Origin of the sequence: Brevundimonas sp. LF-1, from assembly GCF_037055305.1 — a bacterium.
GTDB classification, from domain to species: domain Bacteria; phylum Pseudomonadota; class Alphaproteobacteria; order Caulobacterales; family Caulobacteraceae; genus Brevundimonas; species Brevundimonas sanguinis.
This window is the reverse complement of sequence record NZ_CP146349.1, coordinates 2,920,902-2,934,130: the sequence shown is the minus strand read 5'-3', so window position 1 is coordinate 2,934,130 and position 13,229 is coordinate 2,920,902. Positions and strand designations below refer to the sequence as shown.

Annotated in this window: 14 protein-coding genes and 1 pseudogene; 9 read left to right on the top strand and 6 right to left on the bottom strand. The window is 68.3% G+C overall.

Translation table 11 applies throughout. The features are described 5' to 3' along the window. Nucleotides 1-27: 27 nt before the first annotated feature. Both V8F63_RS16205 and V8F63_RS16200 read left to right on the top strand, forming a co-directional pair. The gene (locus V8F63_RS16205) at nucleotides 28-477 is read left to right on the top strand and encodes a hypothetical protein (RefSeq protein ID WP_025977615.1); all 450 of its coding nucleotides are present in this window, start codon (nucleotides 28-30) and stop codon (nucleotides 475-477) included. Beyond that, entirely contained in the window at nucleotides 474-773 is a 300-nt protein-coding gene (locus V8F63_RS16200; RefSeq protein ID WP_392354090.1) for a transcriptional regulator, read from the top strand. Before V8F63_RS16205 ends, V8F63_RS16200 begins: the two co-directional genes overlap by 4 nt. Here the strand turns inward: V8F63_RS16200 and V8F63_RS16195 are convergent. Then, a complete protein-coding gene (locus V8F63_RS16195; protein ID WP_392354089.1) occupies nucleotides 763-1,521 on the bottom strand; it encodes a pseudouridine synthase in 759 nt (252 codons plus the stop codon). The genes V8F63_RS16200 and V8F63_RS16195 overlap by 11 nt on opposite strands. 307 nt (nucleotides 1,522-1,828) lie before the next feature. Between V8F63_RS16195 and V8F63_RS16190 the strand changes: the two genes are divergently transcribed. After that, complete coding sequence (locus V8F63_RS16190; protein WP_244093376.1) at nucleotides 1,829-2,320, top strand: hypothetical protein; 492 nt, start codon at nucleotides 1,829-1,831, stop codon at nucleotides 2,318-2,320. Here the strand turns inward: V8F63_RS16190 and V8F63_RS16185 are convergent. After that, on the bottom strand, nucleotides 2,317-2,952 hold the full coding sequence (locus V8F63_RS16185; RefSeq protein ID WP_392354088.1) for a DUF938 domain-containing protein: 636 nt from the start codon (nucleotides 2,950-2,952) through the stop codon (nucleotides 2,317-2,319). The two genes, V8F63_RS16190 and V8F63_RS16185, sit on opposite strands and share 4 nt — an antisense overlap. A gap of 209 nt (nucleotides 2,953-3,161) precedes the next feature. On the opposite strand from V8F63_RS16185, the gene V8F63_RS16180 reads away from it, so the two are divergent. Together V8F63_RS16180 and V8F63_RS16175 are read left to right on the top strand one after the other, a co-directional pair. After that, nucleotides 3,162-5,006, top strand: coding sequence for a phosphoenolpyruvate carboxykinase (GTP) (locus V8F63_RS16180; RefSeq protein WP_392354087.1), 1,845 nt, complete (start codon nucleotides 3,162-3,164; stop codon nucleotides 5,004-5,006). Nucleotides 5,007-5,096: 90 nt separating this feature from the next. Then, nucleotides 5,097-6,080 carry an FAD-dependent oxidoreductase gene (locus V8F63_RS16175; RefSeq protein WP_392354086.1) on the top strand — a complete coding sequence of 328 codons (984 nt, stop codon included), beginning with the start codon at nucleotides 5,097-5,099 and terminating at the stop codon, nucleotides 6,078-6,080. Here the strand turns inward: V8F63_RS16175 and V8F63_RS16170 are convergent. Next, nucleotides 6,077-6,727, bottom strand: coding sequence for a TonB family protein (locus V8F63_RS16170; protein WP_392354085.1), 651 nt, complete (start codon nucleotides 6,725-6,727; stop codon nucleotides 6,077-6,079). The two genes, V8F63_RS16175 and V8F63_RS16170, sit on opposite strands and share 4 nt — an antisense overlap. A 238-nt stretch (nucleotides 6,728-6,965) precedes the next feature. Between V8F63_RS16170 and V8F63_RS16165 the strand changes: the two are divergent. Then, nucleotides 6,966-7,762: pseudogene (locus V8F63_RS16165) on the top strand (transglycosylase SLT domain-containing protein). A gap of 90 nt (nucleotides 7,763-7,852) precedes the next feature. Continuing rightward, on the top strand, nucleotides 7,853-8,992 hold the full coding sequence (locus tag V8F63_RS16160; RefSeq protein ID WP_392354084.1) for a DUF2336 domain-containing protein: 1,140 nt from the start codon (nucleotides 7,853-7,855) through the stop codon (nucleotides 8,990-8,992). 51 nt (nucleotides 8,993-9,043) lie between these two features. Here V8F63_RS16160 and V8F63_RS16155 read toward each other — a convergent pair whose 3' ends face one another. Genes V8F63_RS16155 through V8F63_RS16145 form a run of 3 tightly spaced genes read right to left on the bottom strand, consistent with a single transcriptional unit; the run spans nucleotide 9,044 to nucleotide 11,494 of the window. Next, nucleotides 9,044-9,520 (bottom strand): Hpt domain-containing protein, encoded by a 477-nt coding sequence (locus tag V8F63_RS16155; RefSeq protein ID WP_134581334.1) that lies wholly within the window; start codon nucleotides 9,518-9,520, stop codon nucleotides 9,044-9,046. Nucleotides 9,521-9,579: 59 nt separating this feature from the next. Continuing rightward, nucleotides 9,580-10,359, bottom strand: a complete 780-nt coding sequence (locus tag V8F63_RS16150; RefSeq protein WP_025977604.1) for an NAD kinase — start codon at nucleotides 10,357-10,359, stop codon at nucleotides 9,580-9,582. Between the two features lie 31 nt (nucleotides 10,360-10,390). Next, entirely contained in the window at nucleotides 10,391-11,494 is a 1,104-nt protein-coding gene (locus tag V8F63_RS16145; protein WP_025977603.1) for a DUF2336 domain-containing protein, read from the bottom strand. Nucleotides 11,495-11,654: 160 nt separating this feature from the next. On the opposite strand from V8F63_RS16145, the gene V8F63_RS16140 reads away from it, so the two are divergent. Beyond that, complete coding sequence (locus V8F63_RS16140) at nucleotides 11,655-12,425, top strand: class II aldolase/adducin family protein (RefSeq protein ID WP_025977602.1); 771 nt, start codon at nucleotides 11,655-11,657, stop codon at nucleotides 12,423-12,425. 259 nt (nucleotides 12,426-12,684) lie between these two features. Further along, the gene (locus V8F63_RS16135) at nucleotides 12,685-13,209 is read left to right on the top strand and encodes a hypothetical protein (RefSeq protein WP_392354083.1); all 525 of its coding nucleotides are present in this window, start codon (nucleotides 12,685-12,687) and stop codon (nucleotides 13,207-13,209) included. Nucleotides 13,210-13,229: the final 20 nt, after the last annotated feature.

Genomic DNA, 13,229 nt, shown 5'->3' with positions numbered 1-13,229 from the left:
CCGCTCTGGAAAGTGAGGGATTCATCCATGTCAGATACGCAAGACGCGAAGGCCGCTCTGGAGCAGATTCGCCAGACGCGCGAACAGGCGCTCGGAAAAATGAACTATTGGCCGTGGTGGTATGACGCCGGCTACGCCCTGGCGTGCGGGCTTCTCGTGGCGGGGCAGGGCTTCCCGACCGCGATCGCGATGGCCTGCGTGGTTGTCGCCATCGCCATTCTGGCGACGATCATGCGGGTTTGGCAGGATCGCACAGGCGTTTGGGTGAACGGATACGCCCCGCGTCGCGCCCGCTGGGCCGCCTTTGGCCTGGCGGCGATCCTGATGGGATTGATGGGCGTCAGCATCTGGTTCGGCCGGGTGCAGGGCGTCGTCTGGGTTCCCTTCGCCAACGGTTTGGCGGCCGCCGCTCTGGGCGTCGTCGGCATGAGGGTCTGGATGCGCCTGTACCGCATCGACGTGCGGAGCCTGTCGTGAAGCCGCCGGTTTTCGATCCTGTGATCCATGCGCCGGGCAGGCTGCAGATCTGCGCCATCCTGTCCGCCGCCGAAGCCGAGTTCGCGGTGGTGCGCGACGCCATTCAGGTGTCGGACTCCGTCCTGTCGAAACACGTGAAGACGCTGGAGGAGGCCGGTTACCTTGCTGTCCGCAAGGCGGCGCAGGGCGGGCGGCAGCGCACCTGGCTCAGCCTCACCGGGGGCAAGGCGGCCTTCGCCTCCCATGTCGCCGAACTGAGCCGCCTGGCGGCCATGACGGCGCCGATCAGCCCTTGATCAGCGCCGCCCGCTCGTCGGCCGTCAGCATCCGCCAGCGGCCTTCGGGCAGGTCGCCCAGCTTCACCGGGCCGATGCGGATGCGATAGAGGTCGACGACCTCCAGCCCGACCAGTTCGCACATGCGGCGGATCTGGCGGTTGCGGCCCTCGCGCAGCAGAAAGCGCAGGCGCTGGGGCTCCATCTGGGTGACGCGGGCGGGCTTCAGCTGGCGGCCGTCCAGCTCCAGCCCGTGGCGCAGTTGGGACAGTTTGGCCTCCGTCACCTGACCGGCGACCCGGACCAGGTATTCCTTGTCGAGATCGGACTGTGGCCCGATCACCGCCTTGGCCACCACCCCGTCCGACGACAGCAGCAGCAGGCCGCGCAGATCTTCGTCCAGCCGGCCGACCGGGGGCAGGGAGGCGTCGCGCGCCGGGACTTCGCCTTCACCGACCTTGTTGGCGGCGGTCAGCAGGCGCACGGCGGGGATCTTGCCGGGTTCCGGCTGGCCCGAGACGTATCCGACCGGCTTGTGCAGCAAGATGGCGACGCCCGCCGCCAGCGCCGCCTCGCCCTTGTCGTTGAGGGTCAACGTCTGGCCCGGTTCGATCTTGCGGCCCGCGTCGCGCACCACCTCGCCGTCGATGCTGACCAGGCCCTCGGCGATCAGCCCCTCGGCCTCGCGGCGCGAGCAGACGCCGGTCTGGCCCAGCCATTTGTTGATGCGGACGGGTTCTGCGCCGTCATAGGTGCGGACGAAGGCCATGAGCTGACTGACTCTCTGCGATGCGATCGGCTGTGTAGGGCGGGGTTGTGGGCTCAGGCAAGGCTGGCCGCCGCTCGCCAGGGTCCAGATTTTCCGCCTTTGTGTTTCAGGTCACGTTTTCGTCGCCAAGTTGACCTTGAGCATCATAAGCCTATATCAGCAGTCACCCTGATGATTTTGACACGTTCGCCTCCGATCGATTCGGATCGCGACGTTTGCCGTGTCTGACCGAATTTCGACACGCAGGGCGCAACGGTTTTTAGGAACTGTCCGCGAATATTGATCGATAACCTTTGAAGGAGACGTTTTGTACGCTCAACGCAAGACCGCGACCGGCCCTCGTTCCCGCCAATACGGCAACCGCCCCGCACCGACCCGCCTGCGCTTCGGCCTGATCATGCGCAAGGGCATGGATTTCGGCGAATTGGGGGACATGGAGACCGCTCTGCGCTTTGAAGGCGTGTCGCTGGCTCCGATCTCGTCGGGCGAGGGCAGCTTGAATTCCGGCGGGTTGACGGTTCTGGCCACGGCTACGGCCGACGACATCACCGGCGGCCGTGTTCAGGGCGTGGTGGTTCCGGGCGGCGACTCGGACGAAGCCGGCCTGGTTCAGGTCAAGGCGCTGGTGAGCCTGGCCAAGGCGCAGGGACTGCCGGTTCTGGCTTTCGCCGACGGCGTGGCGCTGACGGCCGAAATCTTTGGCCAAGCGGCCGATGCGCCGGGCGCGGCCTTCCGCGACGGCAAGGTCGCCCTGCTGAACGACCGCGCCGAACTGACGGCCGTCGTCGCCGCCATCTAAATCCGGCGGAAGATCAGGCTCAGGTTGTTGGCGGGCATGGCTCGCCGCAGCGTCAGGGCCAGGCCATGCGACCGGGCGAGCGTTTCGACCTCGCCCCGGTCGCGCAGGCCCCAGGCCGGATCGCGCGCCTTCAGGCTCTCGTCGAAGGCCGCGTTGGACGGCGCCAGCGGAACCTCAGTCTCGCGATAGGGGCCATAGAGGTAAAGCAAACCGCCGGGACGCGTCAGCGACCGCTCGGCCAGTTGCATCAGGCCTTCGGCCGCCGTCCACGGGCTGATGTGGATCATGTTGATGCAGACGATGGCGTTCAGCGGCTCCGACGGCCAGCTGGCGTCGTCCAGCATGTCAACGGCCTGTGCAGGGTGCAGGTTTGCGACGCCTGTATGCGCCCGCCACGCCTCGATGCTGGCGCGGGCCTGAGGGCTGGGGTCGCTGGGAATCCAGTCCAGGCCGGGCAGGGCGGCGGCGAAAGCGGCGGCGTGCTGACCCGATCCGGCGGCGATCTCCAGCACCCGGCCCTGGGCGGGCAGATGGGCGCGCAGAACCTGAAGTATCGCCGCGCTGTTGCGTTCGGCTGCCGGCGAAATCAGCGCGTCAGGGGCGCCGGCCGATGTCGATATTGCAGAATCCATCGTCTTCACGCCGAAGGAGATAGCCCTTGGGGCGCGCTCTGACGATTTAATTGTGCGCGTGGGCGGCCTGGCCCGGATAACGGGGGAATGAAACGTGCAGCGGTTGACCTTACGTCCCGTCGGGTTCATTGCCCGCGTAACACAGCGTGATCAGCTTATTGCGTGACGGCGACGACAGATCGGCGCGCGCAGCTTCAGGAGAGCAAGACGTGACGCAATCGATTCCCGGACTCCATCCGGCGCCCACCGAACACAAGGGCCTTGTCGCCTGGGTGGAGCAGATCGCCGCCCTGACCAAGCCGGACCGTGTTCACTGGTGCGACGGCTCGGACGCCGAGAAGTCGGCCATCGTGGCCGACCTGATCGGCAAGGGCACGCTGAAGGAACTGGATCAGGCCAAGCGCCCCGGCTGCTATTACGCCGCCTCTGACCCCAAGGACGTGGCCCGCGTCGAGAGCCGCACCTTCATCTGCTCGCAGGACGAGGCCGACGCCGGCCCGACCAACAACTGGTCCGACCCGGTCGAGATGCGCGCCCGTCTGGACGGCCTGTTCGAAGGCTGCATGAAGGGCCGGACGATGTATGTCGTTCCGTTCTGCATGGGGCCGCTGGGCTCCAAGATCTCCGCCCTGGGCGTCGAGATCACCGACAGCGGCTATGTCGCCGTGTCGATGGGCATCATGACCCGCATGGGCAAGGGCGCGCTGGACATGCTGGGCGCCGACGGCGTCTTCGTCCCGGCCGTGCACACCCTGGGCGCGCCGCTGGCCGAGGGCCAGGCCGACGTGCCGTGGCCCTGCAACGACGACAAGTGGATCGTCCACTTCCCCGAGACGCGCGAAATCTGGTCCTACGGCTCGGGCTACGGCGGCAACGCCCTGCTGGGCAAGAAGTGCTACGCCCTGCGCATCGCCTCGATCATGGCCCGCGACGAGGGGTGGCTGGCCGAGCACATGCTGATCCTCAAGCTGACCAGCCCCGAGGGCGTGTCGAAGTATGTGGCGGCCGCCTTCCCGAGCGCTTGCGGCAAGACCAACCTGGCCATGCTGCAGCCGTCGCTGGACGGCTGGAAGGCCGAGACGGTCGGCGACGACATCGCCTGGATGCGCTTCGGCGACGACGGCCGCCTGTACGCTGTGAACCCGGAAGCGGGCTTCTTCGGCGTGGCCCCGGGCACCAGCCGCAACACCAACAAGAACGCGCTGGAGACGCTGGCCAAGGACACCGTCTTCACCAACGTCGCCCTGACCGCCGACGGCGACGTCTGGTGGGAAGGCCTGACCAAGGAAGCGCCCGAAGGCCTGACGAACTGGAAGGGCCAGCCGCACGACCCGGCCTCGGGCGAGCCCGCCGCCCACCCGAACGCGCGTTTCGCGGTCTGGGCCGGTCAGTGCCCGTCCATCGCGCCTGAGTGGGAAGACCCGGCGGGCGTGCCGATCGACGCCATCCTGTTCGGCGGCCGCCGCGCCTCGGCCGTGCCGCTGGTGACGGAAGCCTTCGACTGGGAGCACGGCGTCTTCCTGGGGTCGACCGTGGCCTCGGAAGGCACCGCCGCGGCTGAGAACAAGGTCGGCGAACTGCGCCGCGACCCCTTCGCCATGCTGCCCTTCTGCGGCTACAACATGGGCGACTACTTCGGCCACTGGCTGAAGATGGGTCAGAAGACCGACGCCGCGAAGCTGCCGCGCCTGTTCTTCGTCAACTGGTTCCGCAAGAACGACGAAGGCAAGTTCGTGTGGCCGGGCTTCGGCGATAACGCCCGCGTGCTCAAGTGGATCGTCGAGCGTCTGGACGGCCAGGCCGAGGCCGTGGACACCCCGGTCGGCCGCGTGCCGTCCAAGGATGCCCTGGACCTGTCGGGCCTGACGCTGTCAGACGCCGATCTGAAGATCCTGCTGGATGTCGACGCCGACGTCTGGACCGAGGAAGCGGCGCTGATCCCCGCCTTCTACGAGAAGTTCGGCGATCGCCTGCCGAAGGCCCTGTGGGACCAGCACGCCGCCCTGACCAAGCGTCTGGAAGAGGCGCGTGCGGCCAAGCTGGCTGCTGAATAAAAGACCGCCATCGACGGTTGAAATCGGGGCGCGGGAGGTCGAAGGACATCCCGTGCCCCTTTCTATTCTCCCGAACCTTCCTTCGACGCCGTGGTCATTGGCGCGGGCGCTCTGGGCCTGTGCGTGGCGGCGGAGCTAAGGCGACGCGGACGCCGCGTGGCGGTGGTCGACCCCGGCGGCGTCAACGCCTCGGCGGTGGCGGCGGGCATGATCGCGCCCGCGATGGAATGCGCCATCGACGATCTGTCGCCGGAAACGGCGCAGGTGCTGCGGCGAGCGCGCGACCTTTGGCCAGCCTTCGCTAAGGCGACCGGCGTGCGCCTGTATGGCGATGTGGCTGAATGGCGCGGCGGGAACGTCGCTGAACTGGCGGCGCGGATCGCGGCGCTGGGTTTTCAGCATGACTACGACGAAGCCTATGCGCGCCTGACCACGCACGAGGACGCCAAGGTCGATCCCCCTCAGGCCCTAGCCGCCCTGGCGCAGGGGCTGACTCTGGTCGAGGCGCGGGCGCAGCGCGTGGCGCGAGACGACAAGGGCTGGCGCGTCGAAACTCCGGCGGGCGCCTTCCGCGCCGATCATCTGGTGTTGGCGACCGGGGCCGAACCGTCGCTGGCGGGCCTGCCGCCCGAGGCGCAGGCGCTCGTGGCGCTCGTCACGCCCGTTCGCGGGCAGATCGGCGTGGTTTCGGAGGCTCTGGTCGAGCACGTGGTGCGCGGGCCGGGCGCCTATGTCGCGCCTATGGGCGAGGGCAGCGTGATCGGGGCGACGATGGAGCCGGGCGAGCGGTCCCTGACCCCTGACGCCGCGCGCTGCGAGGCCATGCTGGCGGCGGCATGGCAGGTGCTGGGGCAGACGCCGCGCCCGCTGACGATCCACTGGCGCGCAGGGGTGCGGGGGACGACGCCGGACGGCCTGCCGATGGCCGGGCAGGTCGCGCCGGGTCTTCATGTTGCGCTGGGGCCGCGTCGCAACGGCTGGCTGCTGGGTCCGCTGATCGGCGCCGTCATCGCCGATGCGACAGAGGGCCGGCCCGTCGCCGAGCCGACCCTCCATCCCTCGCGGTTTCTTTAGCCTTTGGGCGGGTCGAAGCGGATGGCCATGGTGACGCGGGCGCCGTCGACCGCCTGGCCGTCCACCGTGCGCGGGCTGAGGCGGAAGTAGCGGCTCAGGCTGACCGCCGCCCGGCCGAATCCCTGATCGCCCGGCGTCTCTGACGTGACCGAACAGCCGGTCAGGCTGCCGTCCACGCGCACCAGACAGGACAGTTCCGCCACCCCGCCGACGCCGCGCGCCTCGGCGGCAGACGGATAGGCGCGCATCAACTGATCCGCCGTGGGCCTGCGCACCCAGTCAGGCTGGGTGATGACCGGCGCGGGCTTGGGCGGTTCGGGCGTGGCCGCCGTTCCGGTCGAAGGTTCGGCCGCAGGCGCGGTGATGTTGATGGCCGGCCCGGCGTCAGGGCTGACGACCGGGGCGACCGGGACCTCCAGAGGCGCGACATCGCTGGGCGTGACCTGCGTCGGCCGATGGATCGGCGGCGTCGGCGCAGGCGAGGCCAGAGGCGTCGTCTGCGGCTTGGGCGGCAAGGGCGGACGGATCAGATCGATGATGGTGGGCGGCGGCTCTGCCGGCGCGGGCGGGGCTTCGGCCAGTTCAAACCGTTGCTGATACAGCCAGACTCCGGCGCCGACGTGGACCAGGGCCGAGGCGCCGATCATCGCCCACATCAAGGGGGACAGCGGCTTTCGGCGTTGTTGGAAGTCGAGGGGCTGACCACGCCGTGGCCGCCCGCGATACGCATCATCATGACTTACGCGCCTCCTGTCGCGGGCCCTCCCCAGCGCCCCACGGAACGAAGTTCGCGCTTGGCTTGCGGCCTTATTGTGGCGCTTCGAATTGTTAACGGCGACGCTGCTGCGTTGGGTTTGGTTTACCTAGGTTAGCGACCGTTCACACATGAGCGTGAAAGCGATTCCATCATCCGGCGGCGTGGAGGCGGCCATTCGGCGCGCCTCGACCTCGACCGGCGTGGACTTCGACTTTCTGATGAAGACCGCGCGTCGCGAAAGCGCGATGAACCCCAATGCGCGGGCGCCGACCTCCTCGGCCTCAGGCCTGTTCCAGTTCATCGAGCAGACTTGGCTGGGCACGGTGAAGCAGCACGGCGCCAAGCATGGCTACGGCCAGTATGCGGACCTGATCTATCAGGGCGGCGACGGGCGCTGGCAAGTGCGGGGCTCGGCCCGCAATGTCGTGCTGGACCTGCGCTTCGACCCCCACGCCGCCTCGACCATGGCCGGCGAACTGACGGCCTCCAACGCCGCCTATCTGCGCGGCCGCACGGGGCGCGAGCCGAACGGGGGCGAGCTTTACGCCGCGCATTTCCTCGGCCCGGCGGGCGCGGCCAAGCTGATGGAAGCGATGCAGACGCGGCCCCAGTCCAGCGCCGCGGCCCTGTTTCCGGAAGCGGCATCGGCCAACCGATCGATCTTCTATCGCAACGGGCGGGCCGTATCGGTGGCCGAGGTGCACGCCAATCTGCAGCGCACGGCGGGCGAGGTCGCGCCTGCCGCAGGCGTCGGCGCCGTCAAGGCTGGTCCCGATTAGGCGACAAGGAGCGCGCGCTGGCCGCGCGACTGGATCGTCTGAAGCAGGATCAAGGCCTGCTGGCCCTGCTGCTGGGTCAGGACGGGCAGGGTACGGGCGGAGGCTTCGGCGGCGCCTACGGACCGCCGCCGGACAGGTCGGTCTGAAGACCTTTGTTCGGCCGTTATTCCTAACGAGGCTTTAACTATGTAACGCTATGGGTGACGATTGATTCTTCGCCGCCCTGAGCCTCATCCATGACCGCCTACCGGGCCCGCCTGACGGAAAGCGACATCCGGCGCCTGATCAAGTCCGACGTCGAGGACGAACAGGCGGCGGCGGCGCACAAGCTGTTGCGCAGCATCGATCGCATGACGCTGGACGAGGCCGAACGGGCCGCGGCGCAGAAGATTCTCACAGTGCTGGCCGTCGATGCGGCTGAACTGGTGCGCCGCGCCCTGGCGGTGACGCTGAAGGCCTCCAGCCTGATGCCGCGCGACGTGGCGCGCCGCCTGGCGGCCGATGTGGACAGCGTGGCCCTGCCGGTCATCAACTGCTCGCCTGTCTTTTCCGACGATGATCTGATCGAGATCGTCCGCGCCGGGTGCGCGCTGCGTCAGGCCGCCGTGGCCTCCCGTCCAAAGGTGCCGCGCGATGTGGCGACCGTCCTGGCCGCCGAGGGGCGACAGGAGGCAGTGCTGGCCCTGGCGGCCAACGACAACGCCGACCTGTCCGAGGAAGCGCTGGGCGTGGTGGTCGATCGCTTCGGTCATGCGCCGGAGATCGTATCGGCTCTGGCCTATCGCCAGGTTCTGCCGCTGTCGGTGACCCAGCGTTTGGTGGACCTCGCCGCCGACGCCGCGCGCGAGCATCTGATCACCCGCCACGCCCTGGCGCCTGAAACCGCCATTCGGTTCGCCGATTTCGCGCGGGAGCGGGCGACCGTGGACCTGATCGATCAGGCGCGGACGGCGACCGACCTGCCTGCCTTCGTCGCACGCCTGTATGGGCGAAAGGCGCTGACGCCGTCGCTGCTGCTGAGGGCGCTGGCGCGCGGGCAGATGAGTTTGCTGGAGCACGCCCTGGCCGAACTGGCCGGCACGCCGCATCACCGCGCCTGGCTGATGGTGCACGATGCGGGGCCGCTGGGGTTCAAGGCCCTTTATGACCGGGCGGGGATGCCGCCGCGACTGTTTCAGGCGTTCCGCGCGGGCGTGGACACCTGGCGCGCGCTTCAGGCCGAGGGCGGCGACACTTCGGGCGAGCGCTTCCGTCAGCGCATGCTGGAACGCTTCCTCAGCCAGCGTCCCGACGCCGCGCGCGAAGACCTGGCCTATCTGATGGAGCGTCTGGATCGCCCGACGCCCGAGATGCAGGCAGCGGCCGGCGCGGCATAGAAAAAGGGGCGTCCGACCGAACGCCCCTTCGTTATCTACGAGACTAAGATCTCAGCCGAGATGCTCGGCCACCCGCGCTTCCAGCGTCTCGGCCAGATCGCGTCCCACCGGGTGTTCGTCGGTTTGAATCTCATCGCGCACCACGGCCTTGATGGCGTCGATATGGGCGTCAACGAGGGGCAGGGGCGCCTGCAGCCGCTTGTCCGCGTCGTCCAGTATCCGGCACAGGGAGCCGGCGATGCGCGTCACCAACGGATATTGATAGGTCGCGCCGAGGCCTTTCAGATCATGGGCGCGGAAATACAGCGCCTCGGCCGTTTCGGCCGTATAGCCCTTTGCGCGGATGTCGGCCTGGGCCTGATCAAGCTTGGTCAGTTCGTCCTGCAGCCACTGGCCGAACTGGGACGACATCGCCTTCAGCGCCTCTTCCGCCTTGGCGATGGCGTTGGCGTCAATACCGCCGAAGCCGCCGCCCACCTTGGCGCGCAGGGCGTTGGGCGGGCGAAAGACGTTGGACGAATTGCTCACGGGCGGACTCCTGAACTGTAAAATCCAATCTGCCGCGAGAGTTCTAAAAATCGTGACGTTCAGGAGGCGAACTGCTCGGCCATCACGCGCTCCTCATAGGACCGGCCGGCGTCGAACAGCATGGTCAGGGCGATGTCGCGACGCTCGCGCACCTCGACGCGCGTGACGCGCCGCACTTCGAAGTTGTCGGCGGTGGCGCTGACGGGGCGCTTGTCGGCCTCCAGCACCTCGAAGCGGACGCGGGCCGTGTGCGACAGCAGCGCCCCGCGCCAGCGCCGGGGACGGAAGGCGCTGATGGGGGTCAGAGCCAGGCTGGGCGCATCGAGGGGAATGATGGGCCCGTGCGCCGATAGATTATAGGCGGTCGATCCCGCCGGCGTCGCCACCAGACAGCCGTCGCAGGTCAGTTCTTCCAACCGCACCTTGTCGTTGATGCTGATGCGCAGCTTGGCGCTCTGGCGCGTCTGGCGCAGCAGGGAGACCTCATTGATCGCCAGGCCGCTGTGGACCTGACCGCTCTCGGTCCAGGCGTCCATCTGCAGCGGATGCAGCACGGTGCGATCCGCCTGGATCAGGCGATCCAGCAGGTCGTCTTCCTCATAGTCGTTCATCAGGAAGCCGACCGAGCCGCGGTTCATCCCGTAAACCGGCGTTTGCAGTTGTAGGTTGTTGTGCAGGGTTTCCAGCATGAAGCCGTCGCCGCCCAGGGCCACGATCACCTCAGCCTCGGCGACGGGAACGGAGCCATATCGTTCGGTCAGCCGCAGGCGCGCTTCTTCGGCCTCGGGCCGGTCGCTGGCGAGGAAGGTGACGGCGGTGGGGCGGAAGGGCTGGCTCACCAGCCTAGGCAAGCGGAGCCGGGGCCGCCTGTCAAACGGGATGACTGTCTTCAGGCGCCATCAGCAACTGGAATTCATAGGCCGCCTGCGCCGCCGAACGATGCGCCAGGCGCCAGTCGCCGCCATCGGGATCATGCGGGAAGCCGTTGTTCATCCGCCGCACCTCGTTCAGGACTGCAGGGAAGGCCGCGCGATCGAGGCCCGCAGCGGTGCAGGCCAGAAACAGCGGGCGGGCGGTGTCGGCCCGCAAGGCGCGACGCACCTGATCCAGATCCAGCCGGGCCAGGCGGCTCAGGGCGTGGATGAAGACCTCCAGTCGGTCTTCGCGCAGGGCGCGGATCAGGGTGGCGGGCCGAAGCTGGTCCGAGGCCTGAAGCTTGGCCGTCAGGCGGGCTGCGGCGACGTCCGCGGGCGCGGTCTCCTGTGCGGCGGCGTGCGCCGCCTCGGCCAGCCGCGCTGGATCGAGGGTGAAGCGGTCCATGATGGCCTGGCGCAGGGCCTCGCCCACCCACTGATACAGGCGCGCGCCCAGTTCAGGCGTCATCTGCGGGTGGCGGGCCAGGGGCGCGCGCAGGGCGGCCAGTTCCCGCGACCGGCTGACCAGTCGGCTCATGCCTTCGGCGCCCAGGGCCGCCGTGCGGTTCGAGGCCAGGGCCGTCAGCACGGTCGGATCGTCGGCGCTGATGATGGCGCGGGCGACGGCGGCGCCGAGGCCGGGTCTCAACGCGACCTGGATGCGGTGATCCAGCGACGCCTCGGCCAGCAGGGTCAAAAGGTCGTCGTCCTGCAGCAGGGGGCTGGCCGCGATGACCGGGCGGGCGATTTCTATGGCGTCGGCGGCCAGCATCCGCACCAGGGCGACGGGAACCCAATCCGCATCCGCCAGTCGTTCCGACAGGGCCTGGCGAATATCCGCCTCAACCACGCGGACAAGAGCGATGAAGGCGTCGCCGAGCGCCTGGGGCGCGCGATCGCGCCCTCCGGTCGAGCGATACAGATCCGCCACGCCGATCAGCAGGCCGTGCTGACGCTCCGGCGGCTGTCCCTTCGCCAGGTCGACCAGCTGTTCAAGACTGTTCAGAGGCAGGGCGCCGTGCGTCTGCGGTCCGTTGCGCGTCACATTGGTGGGTTCCACGTCGCCCTCGCGGAAGAACTGCCTGCCCCTGAGGCGAAGGCACCTTGAGGCGGGGCTGTGAAAACAGGGTTAACGAAGTCTTGGGAAAGCGCGGCCTTGCGTCTTGACGCCGACGCCTGCCGGGGGGACGTTCACCTGAACGCTGATCAGGGGAGTGGTCATGGCGGATGGGATAAGCGGGGCGCCCTCGTTGCAGGGGCGGGTTTCGGAAGACGAATGGCGCACGCGCGTCGAACTGGCGGCCCTTTATCGGCTGGTGGCGTTGCACGGGTGGGACGACATGATCTTCACCCACATCTCGGCCCGCGTCCCGGGGCCCGAGACGCATTTTCTGATCAACCCCTACGGCTGGTATTTCGACGAGATTACAGCGTCGTCGTTGGTAAAGGTCGATCTGGACGGCAACATTGTCCAAGAGACCGACAGCTTCATCAATCCGGCGGGTTTCACCATCCACTCGGCCGTCCATGCGGCGCGCGAGGACGCGCATTTCGTCATCCACCTGCACACGGTGAACGGCGTCGGGGTGGCGGCCCAGAAGGACGGCCTGCTGCCCATCAGCCAGAACGCCTGCCTGTTGCAGCATCAGGTCGCCTACCACGGCTACGAGGGTCTGGCGCTGAACCATGACGAGCGCGAGCGTCTGGTCGCGGACCTAGGCGACCGGTCGCTGATGCTGCTGCGCAATCACGGCACGATGGCGGTCGGCAACACGGCGGCGCAGGCCTGGGTCGGCATCTTCTTCCTGGAACGCGCCTGCGCCCAGCAGGTCGCCGCCCTGTCGGCCGGGCGCGACAATGTCCTGATCGCCCCGGACGCGGCTCAGGCCGAGACCAAGGAACAGGGGCGCGGCATCGGCTTCGTCTCGTCCCTGGCCTGGCCCGGCGCTCTGCGTCAGCTCCAGCGAAAATCGCCCGGCTACGACGCGTGAGACCGCTGGGGGCGGATCAAGGCGCAGCCCGATCGGCCTTCTGGCCGGTCTGGCGTGCATCGCTGTCGGCTGCCCGGCCCATGCGGGCGCCTGGAACCTGCCCAAGGGCGAAGGGCAGGCGATCGTCAAATATGAGACCATCCGCGCGGACCAGGCCTTCACCTCCGATGGCGAACGGGTTGACCTGTCGCACGACCGGCTGGACCGCTCCCTCTCCATCTTTGCCGAGTATGGGCTGGACGACCGATTCACCCTGCAGATGAAGGGCGAGTGGCAACAGGGGCGCGACGCCTTCGTCGACTATCGGGGACGCGGCCCGATTGAGATCGGCGTGCGCTGGCAGGCCTATCGCGATACGCGCAACGCCGCCGCCGTCTATGTCGGCTACGCTCAGGGCGGCGAGGGGCGCAACGCCGGCTATGCGCCGCCCGGGGCCGGCGATCACGACTGGGAGGCGCGGGTGATGGCGGGGCGCAGCCTGGGCGCCGACGGGCAGGGCGGCTTCATCGAGGCGCAGGCGGCGCGGCTATGGCGCGCGGGGCTGAATGACGAGACGCGGCTGGACGTGACGGCGGGCCTGTATCTCGCGCCGGACTGGCTGCTGCTGGGCCAGGCCTATGCCGGAGCGGCGGATAAAGACGGGCCGCGCTGGCTTTCGCTGGAAACATCAGTCGTGCGACGACTCGGCGATTGGAGCCTGCAGGCCGGCTGGCGAACGGCGGTCGCAGGGCGCGAAACTCCTGCGGGGCAGGGGCCCGTTATCGGAATTTGGCGACGCTTTTGAAGCAAATTTACGCGACGGAA